This is a genomic window from Chitinophaga polysaccharea, assembly GCF_902150045.1.
GTDB classification, from domain to species: domain Bacteria; phylum Bacteroidota; class Bacteroidia; order Chitinophagales; family Chitinophagaceae; genus Chitinophaga; species Chitinophaga polysaccharea_A.
In genome coordinates, this window is sequence record NZ_CABFVU010000002.1 from 516,679 (window position 1) to 531,795 (window position 15,117).

Here is a 15,117-nt window from a genome sequence, read left to right on the forward strand (position 1 = left end):
GAAAGCATGAATCAGGGTATTAAGGAAAAATATCTGAACAGTTATAAACTGGTGAAGAAATACGACTATAATCCACGGTTTATCCTGGATTTTAACAGCTACAACTGCACTTATGAGATCCTGATCAATGATATGCCGGCCTATTCCGACTTTGGCAGTGGGAACCAGGGCGGTGCGGTATGGCCGGTATCTCCCAATATCCTGAAAAGCGGCAAACAAACCATTACCATCAGGGTATTTCCCAAAGTAGATGACGACGATAAGATGGATTCATTTTTACTGGCAAAGAATTGTGGCCTGGAAGTGAAAGTAATGAGTGGTGATGAGGAAAAGGAAAAACCAAAGGAATATAAACAGTTGTTCTATTATAAGATGCCCGAAATAAACCTGGATAATGTGCCTTACCTGGAGTTTAAAGGCGTTTTCGAAGCTACCACCCCTTATCAGTTGAAAGGATGGAGCCAGAGCCAGGATCTCCGGAAGGAAGACAAGGCAAAGCTTACAAAGGAAGTACTGGCTTTTTATAACCAGTACCGCAAACTGATGGCAGATGGTAATATGAATGCAGTGGCGGAGCAGATCTATAACCGGGAGCTGGAAACCGAACAGGCCTATTTTCAGAACAAGCCTGCAGATGCAGCAGAAACCTGGAACCGGTTTGACCAGATTAAGGCGTATCACCTGGAGATGTTACCACTGGAGCATTATGAGCTGCGGTTTTTTGGAGATGGCAGGGTAGTGGGGCTGATCCGCACAGATGATGAACTGAGGGGTGAATCGGCCCTTGCAGGCATTACAGACAATAAGTACAAGATATACAACCTGTTGCTTCACAAACCGGTTGGCAGCGATCAGTTACAGGTGATCAGGTAAAAGAAATGATTTGTGATCAGGGGGCAACATTGCACATGTTGTCCCCTTTTTTATTTTACCGGGATATTAAAAATCAACATCTTTTTACTAACCTTGTGAAATATGTCGCCCTGGGATTTTCAATCAAATCTAAACGTTATGAATATACGAATACCTGCCTTTATCGGTATTATTGCATGGATGGCTGTTTCATGCGCAGACACGAAATCGCCTGAATCCGCTGCTGAACTGCCTTTAACCGGCACCTGGAAGCTGGCTTACAGCAAGATGATCAAGAATGGAGATACTACTGATACTTACCCGGTAAAGGGGCAGGAGATGATTAAAATCTTTAATGGTAGTCATTTTGCTTTTTTTCAGCACGATGTTTCAAAGGGGAGCGACAGCAGTACGGCTATATTCGGGTCCGGTGCCGGTACGTACATATTGTCGGGCAACAAATACGAGGAGCATTTGCAATATTGCAGTTTCCGCAGCTGGGAAGATAAGCATTTTACTTTTACGCTCACTTTGCAGCATGATACGCTGATCCAACGTGGGATAGAGAAGATTGACAGTTTAAACGTGAACCACGAGATCATAGAGGCGTATATCCGTTTACGTTAAAATATCTATAATGGGTATGAATATTCCTTTTCAGACCATCGACTGGTCATCAGTTCCGAAAACAGTATATCCCGGTGAAGAAGGCACTGCCTGGTGGCAAACCCTACAGTTCCCGGGGCTGCGGATACGGATTGTAGAGTACTCTCCCGGTTACCTGGCAGATCACTGGTGTAAGAAAGGGCATATTGTACATTGTTTACAAGGTTCTTTTGTAAGTGAATTACAGAATGGTGAAAAATTTGAATTATCTGAGGGCATGAGTCATGTTGTATCAGATGATTTGAGTGTTCATCGTTCTGCTTCAGCAGGTGGTGTAAAACTACTGATTGTAGATGGCGATTTTCTGCAGCCGTCTTTATAATATACTTCCCTGGTTATTTAATTGAGTGGAGCTCTTCCATCTCTTGCCCTGTATTATGGTCTCTGGTTAACGTCTTTTTAATGTAACCATTTGGTTTCTTTTTTATGATTTTTCATAATATGTTTTTCCGGCGTAGAACCGCTATGGCATTGAATCTTCCCACTTCTAAAACATTCGTGCTTAACAATGGATTAACCACTCCTGATGTTTTATAGCGTTACTTTTAATCTGGATTTCAAGAAAGGGAATGCAAAATAAACCACTTTCAACCACCGTGTTAAACCATAGAAAATTTGATTTTCTAACACCGGACCATCAATAATTTTTCCTAAACCAGTCTCTCAAAAAGGAAATGAGAATGCAACAAAACAACCAAGATGCCGTCCTGCTGGAGCTGCTCAAAAATGGTAGTACCGAAGCTTTTACAGCAGTATACAAAAAGTACAACCGTATTCTGATGATGCTGGCAACAGACATGCTGAAGGATGAAGACAAAGCACAGGATGTTCTCCAGGAATTTTTTCTCGATTTCTGGCAGAAGAAATTATTCCTGAAAATTGATGCTAACTACCAGAACCGCGACAGTGGCTGTATTATGAAGAGTTATCTTTACGCCAGTATACGCAATCGCTGTCTTAACAAAATTACCCGCGAAAGGAAATTTTCCTGTGTAATTCCGGATGAGGCTTTTTTACCGGATGATCCGCTGGAAAGTAAAGAGATCTACTGCCAGGTGAATATCGCGCTGAAAAAGAAAGTGCCGCCTAAATCATCTACTGCCTTCCGTTTGAGGCATTACGACCAGAAAAGTCATAAAGAAATAGCTGAGGAAATGAATACAAGTATTCAAACAGTGAAAAACCAGATTGGTACTGCTGTAAGAATTTTGCGCGGTTACTTTGCACCTGCCCACCTGTAATCCTTAAACCCTGCTTTAATCAATGGATGCCTGTTGCCCAAATCGCTTCAATGGGTTACAGCAGGGGTTTGCCTTATATGGTTATCCTGATGGACCTTTTGGGCCTGTTGCGGCTTTTGCCAGGATAGGTACAGGATAGGTATATGATAGCCAATTCCTCAACGCGGACAAGGGCTTTACCGAAAAGTAAGCCTCTGCCCGGTGAACAGCAGCTTACGTTTGCGGGCCCCTGCTTACTTAAAGATAAGCGGGGCGCCAGCTTCGGAATGCCTGCCGGTAATGGCCGCCATGCCAGATGACAACAGGGTTGCCCCCTGTGGATAAATAATTATTTCCCGATCTCGTAAATCGTTTTCCCGATACGGTAGATAATTTGGCCTTTTCTGACTGCAACTTTGCGGCGTAAACGATAAGACCAACATGACAAGGGCATACCTTTTTCTTACTTTTTTCCTGCTTCCTTTTACCATGATATACGCCGGCGTGCCGGACGAAGGAGCCAACAATACCATCCAGGGCGTTATTACCACATCAGACGGTCATCCGGCTACAAACGTAACCGTTGTTCTGAAAGGTATCGCGAAAGGAATGATCACAAATCAAAGCGGTGAGTTCCTCTTTAAAAATATTCCCGATGGTAACTATGAACTGGAAATATCTATGGTGGGGTTTGAAACCATCAGGCGAAGCGTTGCTGTAATAAACGGCAAAAGTGTTCTCCTGCAAATAGAACTGAAAACATCTTCTCAAAACCTCGAAGAAGTGGTGGTAGCTACCGGGGGAAACCGTTTCGCCAAAAAAGAAAGCGAGGATGTATCCAAACTGCCGCTGAAAAACCTGGAAAATCCACAGGTGTACAGCGTGGTAGGGAAAGAACTGATGAAAGAACAGCTGGTAACAGATTACAACAGCGCCTTTAAAAATATTCCCGGAGCAGGTATCCCTATTGTATACAACCAGGGAAGAAGCTCGGCTACCTCAAGAGGCTTTACCACCGCCAACCTGGTGCGTAATGGGGTAGGCAGCTTCGTGTACTCCAATGTGGACCCTGCCAACCTGGAGCGCATAGAAGTGATCAAAGGCCCCTCTGCCACACTGTTTGGCAGCACTCTTTCTTCTTTTGGCGGTTTGTTTAACCGCGTCACCAAAAAGCCATTCGACAGTTTCAAAGGAGAAGTGTCGTACTCCGGCGGCAGCTGGGACCTCAACCGCCTTACATTGGATATCAATACCCCTGTGAATGAACAAAAAAACGCGCTGTTCCGCTTCAACGGCGCTATTCATAGTGAGCGCAGCTTCCAGGACGCCGGTTTCAGTAAGAACTATTTACTGGCGCCCAGCTTCTCCTATAAGGTAAATGACCGGCTCACTATTTTACTGGATGTGGAAATGAGCGGCTATAAAGCTACCTCTCCTACAAGGTTAAGTCCTTACACCAAAGGAAAAGCACACAGCGTGGAGGAACTGGGAATACCCTATAAACTATCCTTTGCCAATAACTCCATGTTTTATACCAGCCAGCAGATGAATGTTTTTGGCCAGATAAAATATAAGCTGTCTGACAAATGGACGTCGCAAACCGTGTTTTCCCGTACCCGGTCTACCTCCGACGGGTTCACTACGCAGCTGAATATGTTGAGCGACAGCACCCTGCGGCAAGCTGTTACCTCTCAAACATATCCCTATTATGGTACGGATATCCAGCAAAACTTTATCGGCGATTTCCACATCGGTAAAATGCGCAACCGGCTGGTGGTAGGCGTTGATTTTTACAGCCTGCGCGCCTCCCGCAATGATACCATCGTAAATATGCCGGCCCTGAATTACAGGAACCCGGGCGATGCCTATTACAATTTCAATAGGGACAATGTAACACCAATGTTCGCCAAGCTGAAATTCCTGGCCTTCGATAGCAACCGTGAAAACACTTACAGCGCCTATTTTTCAGACGTTATCAATATCACGGAACAGTTATTGGTAATGGCCAGCTTAAGATTGGATAATTACCATAATCTTGGCGCTTATTACCCTGCTAAAGATCTTACTGTGGGTAATTATACACAAACCGCTTTATCACCCAAATTCGGTATCGTATACCAGGTGATTAAAGACAGGATGTCGCTCTTTGCCAATTACATGAACGGATTCCAGAACCAGTCGGGTACCGACTTTGACGGCAATACATTTAAACCGCAACAGGCTAACCAGATTGAAGGAGGGATTAAAGCAGATCTTTTCAATGAGAAATTAAATGCTACCCTGAGCTACTATGATATATCCGTTACCAATTCCGTGTATGATGATCCTGCACATAGCGGGTTCTCTCTTCAGAATGGCACCCAACTTAGCAGGGGCTTTGAAGCAGAAGTAATTGCCAACCCGGTTCCGGGGTTAAATATCATTGCAGGTTACGCCTATAATGAAAGTAAAATGGATAAGGCAGATGCCAAGTTCCAGGGGTTACGGCCATCGGCAGCGGGGCCAGCTACTACCGCCAATCTTTGGGTAAGCTATCGTCTTGTGCGTGGCGAGGCCAAGGGGCTTGGTTTTGCTTTTGGGGGCAACTATGGCAGCCAGTCATTCCAAACCAACACCAATACCTTTGCATTCACCATACCTTCTTATACTGTACTGGACGGCTCCCTGTTCTACGACAGACCCGTATACCGTTTTGGATTGAAAGTGGATAATATTACCAATGAAAAGTACTGGTCGAACCGGTTGGCAGCACAAAATCCAACCAGGATAACTGCCAATCTTACTATTAAATTTTAAGCAATAACTGCAGGAGAAGTGGTCTCTCCTGCAGTTATTTATCTTCCTACAGGCTATACAAATGCTGTTCTTTTATAATTTTCCCATTTTTCCAGTGCGCCACAGAAATCTGCTGGTAATTTAATTTCCCCATTTTTGGATGCATGAACTGGTAATGCCATTCTGCTACGGAATAACCCTTGATCACCATACTGTTTTTCAGTGCTATTTTTAGATCGGTGGTGTTACTGAGAAACCCGCTAACCGCCTTGCGCATGGCTTCCAGCCCTTTAATAGCCGGACCGTCATTATCTGAAGAGCTTATATTTTCATCATAATACTTATCCAGCGCTTCAAGAAATTTTCCTTCACTGATAAGACGGTGAAATCCTGCTACTGTTGCTTCAAAATTTTCCATGCTTTTTTGCTCAAATTAAAGAATAAATCAGGAAGATGATGGCATCATGATAACATTCATTTCTCTGTAACTTTTTCGCATGCTCGATTGCGCAGAAGTGGAAGAAATAGACTTCTGCCGGAAGTATACCTCCGGTTGTGCCGCTTGTATCCGTTCGCAACTGAACAGTTATTTGTACTGAAAATGAACAAAGCACGTAATTTTATCTGTATAATTTGCTGTGGTTAAGATGATTGGGAACTGGTATATTGTTTTCTGCGGGACGGGAGTCAAAGACTTTGAACTATGTTTGGAAACTATTTTAAAGTGGCATGGCGGAATCTCATCCGGAACAAGGCCTTCTCTGTCATTAATATCCTGGGACTCACTATTGGCCTGGCCTGCAGCCTGCTGATAGTATTATGGGTATGGGATGAACGCAGCATAGATAATTTCCATGAGCAGGGGAGCCGTCTTTATCTGGTATATGAGCGACAGTTTGTAGATAAGGAAATATTTGCCAGTTATAAAACGCCAGGTATGCTGGCAAATGAAATGAAGCGTACTATTCCCGAAATAGCGTATGCCTCCAATTTTTCATGGATAGACGATAATCCCGACCGGCTTACTTTTGAAGGGAACAATAAAGTTGCAAAGTTTGATGCCTGTTATGCGGACTCCGATTATTTTAAAATGATGAGCTATCCTCTGCTGGAAGGGAACCCCACTACAGTGCTTAATAAACCTGGCAGTATATGCATTTCGGAAAAGATGGCAAAGGCATTTTTTGGCAGCGCAGCTGCTGCTATAGGTAAAATCCTCAGGTATGATAACCGGAACAGCCTCGCCATCACCGGTGTATTTAAGGATCTGCCGCAGCATGTTTCTGCAAAATTTGATTGCCTTATCGACTGGGCAAGTTTCCTGCGTGAAAACGATTGGGCAAAAGATTGGGGGAACGTGGGACCTAACACTCTTATTCTGCTGCATAAAGATGCCTCTCCACAAAAGGTGGCAGCTAAGATCAAGAACTTTCTGGCTAAGTATAGTAAGAGCAGTAATTACCGGGCGGAGCTGGAATTGCAGCGTTACGGCGATAGCTATCTGCATGCAAATTTCAAGGCAGGCTACCTGTCGGGCGGCCGGATAGAATATGTAAGATTATTCAGCATAGTAGCAGTTTTTATTTTGCTGATCGCCTGCATAAATTTCATGAATCTTACTACTGCCCGTTCTGCCAAGCGTGCAAAGGAAATAGGCATCCGTAAAGTGGCCGGCGCCGCCCAGTCTGTACTGGTACGGCAATTTCTGAGCGAGGCAATGCTGGTTACGGCGTTATCGGTGTTGCTGGCACTGATGCTTGTTTATGGGTTGTTGCCTTTCTTTAATCAGCTTAGCGGCAAGCAGCTCATTTTTCCTGCTTCAAATATTTATTTTTGGTGTAGCCTGGCAGGCTTAACGCTTATTACAGGTCTGGCTGCAGGTAGTTACCCCGCTGTTTTTCTTTCGTCTTTCAGACCATTGGCTGTTTTAAAGGGAACCCTGAAATTCGGTAGCACTGATATTAGTTTGAGGAAAGGACTGGTGGTATTCCAGTTTACGCTATCTATCCTGTTCATCATAGGAGCTATTGTTGTTTCCAGGCAGGTGAAATATATACAGCAGGCAGACCTGGGCTACAACAGGGAAAACCTGGTTTATCTGCCCATAGAAGGCGATCTGGCTGCCAGGTATCCCGTGTTTAAGCAGGAAGCAATGAATGCGCCCGGTATTAAAATGATATCGCGTATCGGGGAAGCGCCTACTTCAATAGGCAGCAGCACCTGGGGGATTGATTGGGAGGGCAAAATGCCGGGTGATAACCAGATGTTTACTCAAACGTCTGCAGGATATGATTTCGTGAAAACCCTCAATTTGAAGATGATAGCTGGCAGGGATTTGTCTAAAGACTTCGCATCAGATTCTGCAGGTTACCTGGTGAATGAAGCGGCGTTAAGGATAATCGGATATAAGGATCCTATTGGCAAGCCGCTGAGCATGTGGGGGAAAAAGGGCACTATAGTAGGGGTATTAAAGGATTTCCACTTTTCATTATTCCACGACCCTATTCATCCTCTCATTGTATGGAACGGAGAGAAAGACGAATATGGAAGTATACTGGTCCGCACTGAAGCAGGTAAAACAAAGGAGGCACTGGCCAGCCTGGAAAAGATCTGTAAAGCATTGAATCCTAAATTCCCGTTTACCTTTACTTTTTCTGATGAGGCCTATCAGAAAACATATAACAGTGAAACTGTAGTGAGTAAGCTCTCCGCTGGTTTTTCGTTCCTTGCTATATTTATATCCTGCCTCGGATTGCTGGGGCTGGCCATGTTTACAGCTGAGCAACGGACGAAGGAAATTGGTATCCGGAAAATATTGGGAGCTGGTGCAGCTTCCCTGTTCACATTGTTGTCAAAAGAGTTTATTGTACTTGTAATTATTGCCTTCTTTATAGCGTCGCCATTGGCGTGGTGGTTCATGAACAACTGGCTGCAGGGCTTTTCGTATAAAATTGATATGGAGTGGTGGATGTTTGTAGCGGCTGTTTTATTGATCACGGGGATTGCCTTGCTCACTATCAGTTATCAAACCATGAAAGCAATATTAATGAAGCCGGTGAAGAGTTTGAAAGGGGAGTAGCTTAGTATATCAGAAAGGTATAAAATTAGGGGAAAGAGCCTGACCTCTTGACAGGCGCTTCCTCAAACCATTGACGCTTCTTTTTATACCAGGTATCAGCTTTTGTACCACTACCCCGGGAAATGTCAGAAAATACAAAAAAAACAGCATTTATGTTGCTTTGCCGATAAACGCACCGCTTACTTTTGTCACCTAAGGTAATACCCTGTAAAAGCACTTATTTATATTTATTACATGCAGATAAAAATTCTTTGTACACGATGGGGCCACGAAAATATCCCTATAGAAGCTTTTTTCGAAAAGGTAAAATCCGCAGGATATGATGGCATTGATTCCTGGCTGCCTGAAAATAAAAATGACAGGAAGGTGTTTATCAAACGTAGCAGGGAACTGGGATTGCCAATAGTTGTACAACAGCATCAGGCGGAAGGCCAGGATATTCAAAGCTTTTGCAAAAGCTTTGAATACCACCTGGATGCAGCAATGGAATGCAACCCGGTAATCATTAATTCGCATTCAGGGAGAGATTTTTTTTCGATGGATGAACAACTTGCCGTTATTGATACGGCAGAGAACTTTTCGGCAAGGAATAATATCGTTATCGCGCATGAAACACACAGAGGCCGGATGGGGTTCAGCCCGGCGAATGCAGGAGAACTGTTTAAGCAAAGGCCTTCCATGAAAGTAACCGCCGATCTTTCGCACTGGGTTTGCGTTACGGAAAGCTATCTTGAAGGATTCAAAGAAACAGTTGACGAAGCAATCCGGCGCACCATACATATACACGCCCGTGTGGGGTTTCCTGAAGGGCCACAGATCCCTGATCCGCGACTGCCGGAATGGGCTGAGCCGCTGAACTACTTCACCGGCTTGTGGTCCAGGATCATCCGGGAAAAAGAAGCTGAAGGCACATCACTGCTTACCATTACAACAGAGTTCGGACCACCACCTTATATGTGGACTACCCCGCCGGGCAATATACCAGTGACTTCGCAATGGGATGTGAATTTATTTATGATGCATCTGCTGAGAGATATAATTACACCACAACAATAACCCTCATGTATTCAGCTCTACATTATTTTACCTGGTAACGCATTTTTGCTAACTTTATCTCTTAACACGTTATGTTGTGTTGATGGGCGGAAATCTTTCCCACCTTTAATAACGCCGGTTGCAACCAATATTTAAGAGAAAAGATCATTCAATGGGTAATAACTTTTTTAAATATCTGAATACAGGTCCAATCGAGGAAAAATGGGGAATCTATGTGACTACGGTAGGTTACTCAAAAGTAACACCGAATGAACGTTATCCCAAAGAAGAGCATCCCGAAAGCCATCAGCTTACATGGAACAGGGGAAGGATCCTGACGGACTATTACATGATCTTTATTTCAAAAGGAAAGGGAACATTCTGTTCGGCATTAACCGAACCGGTGGAAATTGAGGAAGGAACCTGTTTTTTTCTTTTCCCCGGAGTATGGCATCGTTACAGGCCGGATATCCGCTCGGGATGGGAAGAGTATTGGGTGGGCTTTCACGGGTACTATGTTGATCAGCTGATGAAACAGGGCTTTTTTGATCCCGGTCAGCCATGTCTCAAAACAGGGCTGGATAGAGAGATGCTGGTATTGTTTAAAAAGATGATTGACATTGTAAATGCGTCACTTGTAGGTTATTCACAACAGATCGCAGGCTTAACGCTTCAGATACTTGGTTTGGTCAATACCATATCGCTCAGTAAACAATACGATCATAGCCCGTTGGAAAAAGCAATAACGAAAGCAAAGTTCCTGCTGCAGGAATCATTGGAACACCCGGTAGATATCCCGCAACTTGCCCAACAGTTACCTATGGGATATTCTGCCTTCAGGAAGAATTTTAAGGCGGTAACGGGCCTGTCGCCTAACCAGTACCATTTAAACCTGCGCATAGAACGGGCAAAGGAATTGCTTGAATCTACATTGCTAAACGTAGAGGAAATCGCCGACCAGACAGGGTTCGACAGCATTTACTATTTCTCCAGGATCTTTAAGAAGAAAGTTGGTCTTTCTCCTAATATGTATCGTAAAACGTTTTCTGTTGAATAGGCCCCCTAGTTTGCTTCACCACTTTATTTACCTTTTATTTTATCCCGGTATTCGCCAGGAGATAATCCTGTTTTTGATTTAAAGAACGTTACAAAATAACTGACGGATTCAAAGTTCATATGAAAAGCAATTTCTTTTACTGGCAATACTGTGCTGGCTAACAGTTCTTTTGACTTTTGCAGTTTTATTTCAAGTTGATATTGTGCCGGCGAAAACCCCGTATACTGTTTAAATACTCTTCTGAACCAGGAATAACCAATATTTAGTGTTTTAGCGATCGATTCGGGAGTAACATCTCCGCCAGCATTTTCACGCATCATCATTCTTGCTTTATCAATCTGTGCGATGATTGCCTTATCTCTGAAGGAGTTGTTTTTTTCTGAGTAAAAAATAAAGCCCAGCAGAAGACTGGTAATGCCGGCAAGTACTTGCTGATAGGCTGTTTTCTGGTAATTGGCGGTTTCAATGCCCTGGTTAAATAAAGCCACAATCTGTTCATTAAACCCCACATTATACACCGGGTTTTTCCTGGAAAAGAAAAGATTGCCGGTTAATTGTTTCATATAGCTACCATTAAAACCCACCCAGTATTCATTCCATCCTTTGCCTTTAAGCGGCCGGTAGGTATGCCATTCGCCGGGAAATAACAACAGGATGGTACCGGCAACAACTTTAGTGAGCTTGCAGCTTGCCGATTCAAATGAACCTTCTCCTTCTGTAATATACAGCAGGATGTATTCCTGCAATACTCTTCCCGTATTGGGGCTGAACCAGTAAGCCGATGGATGGCTTTTGGGAGGGTAATCACTGTTGGGCGATATCACCTGGAAACCAATAGTAGTGGTGTATAATCCCCACAGTTCATCTGTGTCATTTACTGTCAGGTAATTGACGTTTTGATTCCTTTTATTTTTCATTGGTGTGTCAAAAAGTTAAATAATTCCATCAGAATTTATCAGTGCAACTTTTAGATTCGGGTTACTTTGCATTACCAACTTAATTGAAAAAGCAGGATGGATGATTATTGAAATATTAAAGTTCAGGATGACTTTAAATTGTTCTGTAACGTAAAACTTTTGATAGGAATTTTCAGCTAAAAATAATGCTTTTTACGTTGATAACAACGTTTCATTCCGGCTGTATCACAAAAGCCGGAGATTAAATTCACGTTTGAAAAATTAAACTTTATGAATGTATCAATCACTTGCCGGCAGCCTGCCGCGCAGGAGTAATAGTCGTTTCTACGTTGTAAATAATTCCACTACCAGCGATGTTTAAAACCAAAATCTCATGTTATGTTAAAACAGCAATTTGATTCTCTATTGCCTGCTAAAGTATCATTTTTATTGCTGCTCTTTTTGAGCAGTTCATTTATTTCCTTTGCTCAGCAAAAAATAACGGTAAGCGGTAATGTCGTATCAGACAGCAGTGAACCAATTCCCAATGTATCTATAAGAATAAAGGGCGGGACTGCCGGTGGAACTACTGATGAAAACGGCTCCTTTAAAATTAGCGTTGCTAAGGGTGCAGTCCTGCTTTTTTCTTCTGTAGGATTTGAAGAAAAACAGGTAGCCGCCATGAAAGATGGGCAGGTACTAACGGTGAAGCTTACACCGAGTAATGCCCGGTTGAACGATATTGTGGTGGTTGGATATGGAACACGAAAGAAGGAAACCCTCACCGGCTCTATTGCTTCCGTTAAAGGAAGCGACCTCGTAAAATCGCCGGCGGGTAACTTTTCCAATTCGCTGGCGGGCCGGTTGCCCGGCTTGGTGGCTATTACCAGGACAGGCGAACCGGGAAACGACGGATCTACTTTAAGGATCCGTGGCGCCAATACATTGGGCGATAATTCCCCGCTGGTGGTTGTAGACGGTATTGCCGGCAGAAGCCTGGAACGGCTGGATCCCGCTACCATTGAATCTGTTACGATCTTAAAAGATGCGTCTGCAGCAATATATGGATCACAGGCAGCCAACGGCGTTATTCTTGTTACTACCAAACGGGGCGCATCCGGTAAGCCCACCATCCAGTTTTCCCTGAACCAGGGTTGGAATACACCCACCGTTCTTCCAAAAATGGCTGATGCGCCACTTTATGCGCAGCTACAGAATGAGATCTCTGCTGCTTATCATCCCGGCGACCCATTGCCTTATTCGGCAGAAGATATCCAGAAATATAAAGATGGCTCTGATCCCTGGGGGCATCCCAATACGGATTGGTTTAAAGAAACCATAAAGAAAAATTCTCCCCAACGTTATGGCAACTTAACATTATCCGGCGGGGCCGAGTCAATAAAATATTTCATTTCAATCGGATCGAATTTTACCGACGGAATTTTCAGGGACGGTGCTACCAACTATTCACAGACTAATTTTCAAAGTAATATCGACGCAAAAGTTACTAACAGCATCCGCTTAAGTTTTGATGTGGTTGGGCGGCAGGAGAACAGGAACTATTCGGGAGGAGGCGCCAACGGGGGAAGCGCTGATCAGGCGCAGAATGTTTTCTGGGCATTAAACAGGTCATTTCCAACATGGCCCGCAAGATGGCCTAATGGGTTACCCGGACCGGATATTGAGTATGGCGCTAACCCGGTGGTACTGGTTACTGATGCCACGGGTTATACCAAATCGAGAAGTTATATTTTTCAGAGTAATCTGCGACTCGTGATTACTATTCCATGGGTAAAAGGATTGTCGTTAACAGGTAATGCAGCAATGGACAGAACCATTGTCAGTACCAAACAATTCAGGAAGCCATGGTTCCTCTATACCTGGGATAAAACAAGTTTAGATTCCAATGGAACCCCGCTGTTGGTAGCATCCAAAAAAGGAAATACGGATCCGCGGCTGCAACAATGGATGGATAACAATTCTAACGTAACCCTCAACGCGCTGTTAAATTATGACAGAGTTTTTGATAAACATGATATCAAGGTCCTTTTCGCTGCAGAACGCATTGCCGGTGATAACATGAATTTCTGGGCTTTCAGGAGAAACTACACCAGTGATATCCTTGACGAACTGGATCTGGGAAGTAATGAATTAAAAGATAATGGAGGATCGTCCGGTATGGCCCGCAGGCTGGACTATTTTGGAAGATTAAGTTATGCCTACGATGCAAAGTACCTCGCCGAATTTGTATGGAGGTACGACGGTTCTTATATCTTCGATCCGGCGGGTAAACAATTTGGATTTTTTCCCGGCATCTCCCTGGGCTACAGGATTTCCAATGAGAGATTCTGGAAGGATAATATCTCTTTTATCAATGAAATGAAAATAAGAGGCTCCTGGGGGAAAACCGGTAACGACCGCATAGGGCCCTACCAATACCTTACTACATACGGCTATAATGGCGGTTATGTATTCAACGAAAATGTTCCCCAGCAGGCATTGAAAGCATTACGTATTCCGAATGCCGGGGTTACCTGGGAAATAGCTAATCAATCCAATATTGGTTTTGATGTAGAATTGCTCAACAATAAATTGGCTGTTAGCGCGGACTACTTCTACAACCTGCGCACAAACATCCTGGCCTACAGAAATGCTTCTGTACCAGGTTCTGCGGGGCTAAGCCTGCCGCAGGAAAATATCGGGGAAGTGGTTAACAAAGGCTTTGAATTGCAGGCATCATATCGTGGTAGTGCAGGCGATTTCAAATACCAGGTGTCTGCCAATGGAGCCTGGGCAAAAAATCATATCAAGTTCTGGGATGAAACACCGGGTGTTCCCGACTATCAGAAGTCTACCGGCAACCAGATGAACGCAAGATTGTATTACCAGGCAATAGGTGTATTCGTAGACCAGGCAGCTATTGATAAATACCCTCATTGGACCGGCGCCCGCCCTGGAGATATTATATTTAAAGATGTAAATAACGATGGACAGATTGATGGTCAGGACCAGGTGAGAAGCAGGAAAACTACTATACCAACATTTACCGGCGGTCTGAGTATCGATTTACAGTATAAGAACTTTTATGCAAATGTATTATTCCAGGGAGCGGCCGGTGCGGAAAGATCCTACCGTACCTTCTCCGGCGGGCCGGGTGTTGGAAACTTTATGTATAACCTCGTAAAAGACCGCTGGACGCCAGAACATCCAAGTGCTGTTAATCCAAGAGTATGGGAGCGTGGCGGCGCATACTGGATGACAGATGGAGAACCTAATAATACTTACTTCGTTAGAAACAGTGATTATTTAAGATTAAAAAACTTTGAAGTTGGTTATAACCTGTCACCCGGTATTGCACAGAAAATCGGTATACAATCACTGAGGATCTATGTCAGCGCCCTGAACTTTTTAACGTTTACCAAGATGAAGGATTTCGATCCTGAATCTCCTGATGATGCTCCGGGCTCCATCTGGGTGAACAGTGAAGTGTATCCTTTGAACAAAACAACCAACATTGGATTAACAGCAACCTTCTAA

General features: G+C 43.8%; 11 protein-coding genes. 9 read left to right on the top strand and 2 right to left on the bottom strand.

Going from position 1 to position 15,117, the window contains the following annotated elements; translation table 11 throughout:
• Positions 1-6: 6 nt before the first annotated feature.
• From FN124_RS16685 to FN124_RS16705, 5 genes are all read left to right on the top strand, one after another.
• On the top strand, positions 7-873 hold the full coding sequence (locus FN124_RS16685) for a hypothetical protein (RefSeq protein WP_142685927.1): 867 nt from the start codon (positions 7-9) through the stop codon (positions 871-873).
• A 138-nt stretch (positions 874-1,011) separates the two neighbouring features.
• On the top strand, positions 1,012-1,479 hold the full coding sequence (locus FN124_RS16690; protein ID WP_142685928.1) for a hypothetical protein: 468 nt from the start codon (positions 1,012-1,014) through the stop codon (positions 1,477-1,479).
• Between the two features lie 10 nt (positions 1,480-1,489).
• Positions 1,490-1,840, top strand: coding sequence for a DHCW motif cupin fold protein (locus tag FN124_RS16695; protein ID WP_142685929.1), 351 nt, complete (start codon positions 1,490-1,492; stop codon positions 1,838-1,840).
• 358 nt (positions 1,841-2,198) lie between these two features.
• Positions 2,199-2,759 (top strand): RNA polymerase sigma factor, encoded by a 561-nt coding sequence (locus FN124_RS16700; protein WP_185937239.1) that lies wholly within the window; start codon positions 2,199-2,201, stop codon positions 2,757-2,759.
• A 420-nt stretch (positions 2,760-3,179) separates the two neighbouring features.
• Positions 3,180-5,534 carry a TonB-dependent receptor gene (locus FN124_RS16705; RefSeq protein WP_142685931.1) on the top strand — a complete coding sequence of 785 codons (2,355 nt, stop codon included), beginning with the start codon at positions 3,180-3,182 and terminating at the stop codon, positions 5,532-5,534.
• A 46-nt stretch (positions 5,535-5,580) separates the two neighbouring features.
• Here FN124_RS16705 and FN124_RS16710 read toward each other — a convergent pair whose 3' ends face one another.
• A complete protein-coding gene (locus tag FN124_RS16710; protein ID WP_142685932.1) occupies positions 5,581-5,931 on the bottom strand; it encodes a nuclear transport factor 2 family protein in 351 nt (116 codons plus the stop codon).
• A gap of 285 nt (positions 5,932-6,216) precedes the next feature.
• On the opposite strand from FN124_RS16710, the gene FN124_RS16715 reads away from it, so the two are divergent.
• From FN124_RS16715 to FN124_RS16725, 3 genes are all read left to right on the top strand, one after another.
• Complete coding sequence (locus FN124_RS16715) at positions 6,217-8,592, top strand: ABC transporter permease (protein WP_142685933.1); 2,376 nt, start codon at positions 6,217-6,219, stop codon at positions 8,590-8,592.
• Positions 8,593-8,826: 234 nt separating this feature from the next.
• Positions 8,827-9,648 (top strand): sugar phosphate isomerase/epimerase family protein, encoded by an 822-nt coding sequence (locus tag FN124_RS16720; protein ID WP_142685934.1) that lies wholly within the window; start codon positions 8,827-8,829, stop codon positions 9,646-9,648.
• A 151-nt stretch (positions 9,649-9,799) separates the two neighbouring features.
• A complete protein-coding gene (locus tag FN124_RS16725) occupies positions 9,800-10,684 on the top strand; it encodes an AraC family transcriptional regulator (protein WP_142685935.1) in 885 nt (294 codons plus the stop codon).
• Positions 10,685-10,707: 23 nt separating this feature from the next.
• Here FN124_RS16725 and FN124_RS16730 read toward each other — a convergent pair whose 3' ends face one another.
• A complete protein-coding gene (locus tag FN124_RS16730; RefSeq protein ID WP_142685936.1) occupies positions 10,708-11,601 on the bottom strand; it encodes an AraC family transcriptional regulator in 894 nt (297 codons plus the stop codon).
• Between the two features lie 378 nt (positions 11,602-11,979).
• On the opposite strand from FN124_RS16730, the gene FN124_RS16735 reads away from it, so the two are divergent.
• Entirely contained in the window at positions 11,980-15,117 is a 3,138-nt protein-coding gene (locus FN124_RS16735) for a SusC/RagA family TonB-linked outer membrane protein (protein ID WP_142685937.1), read from the top strand.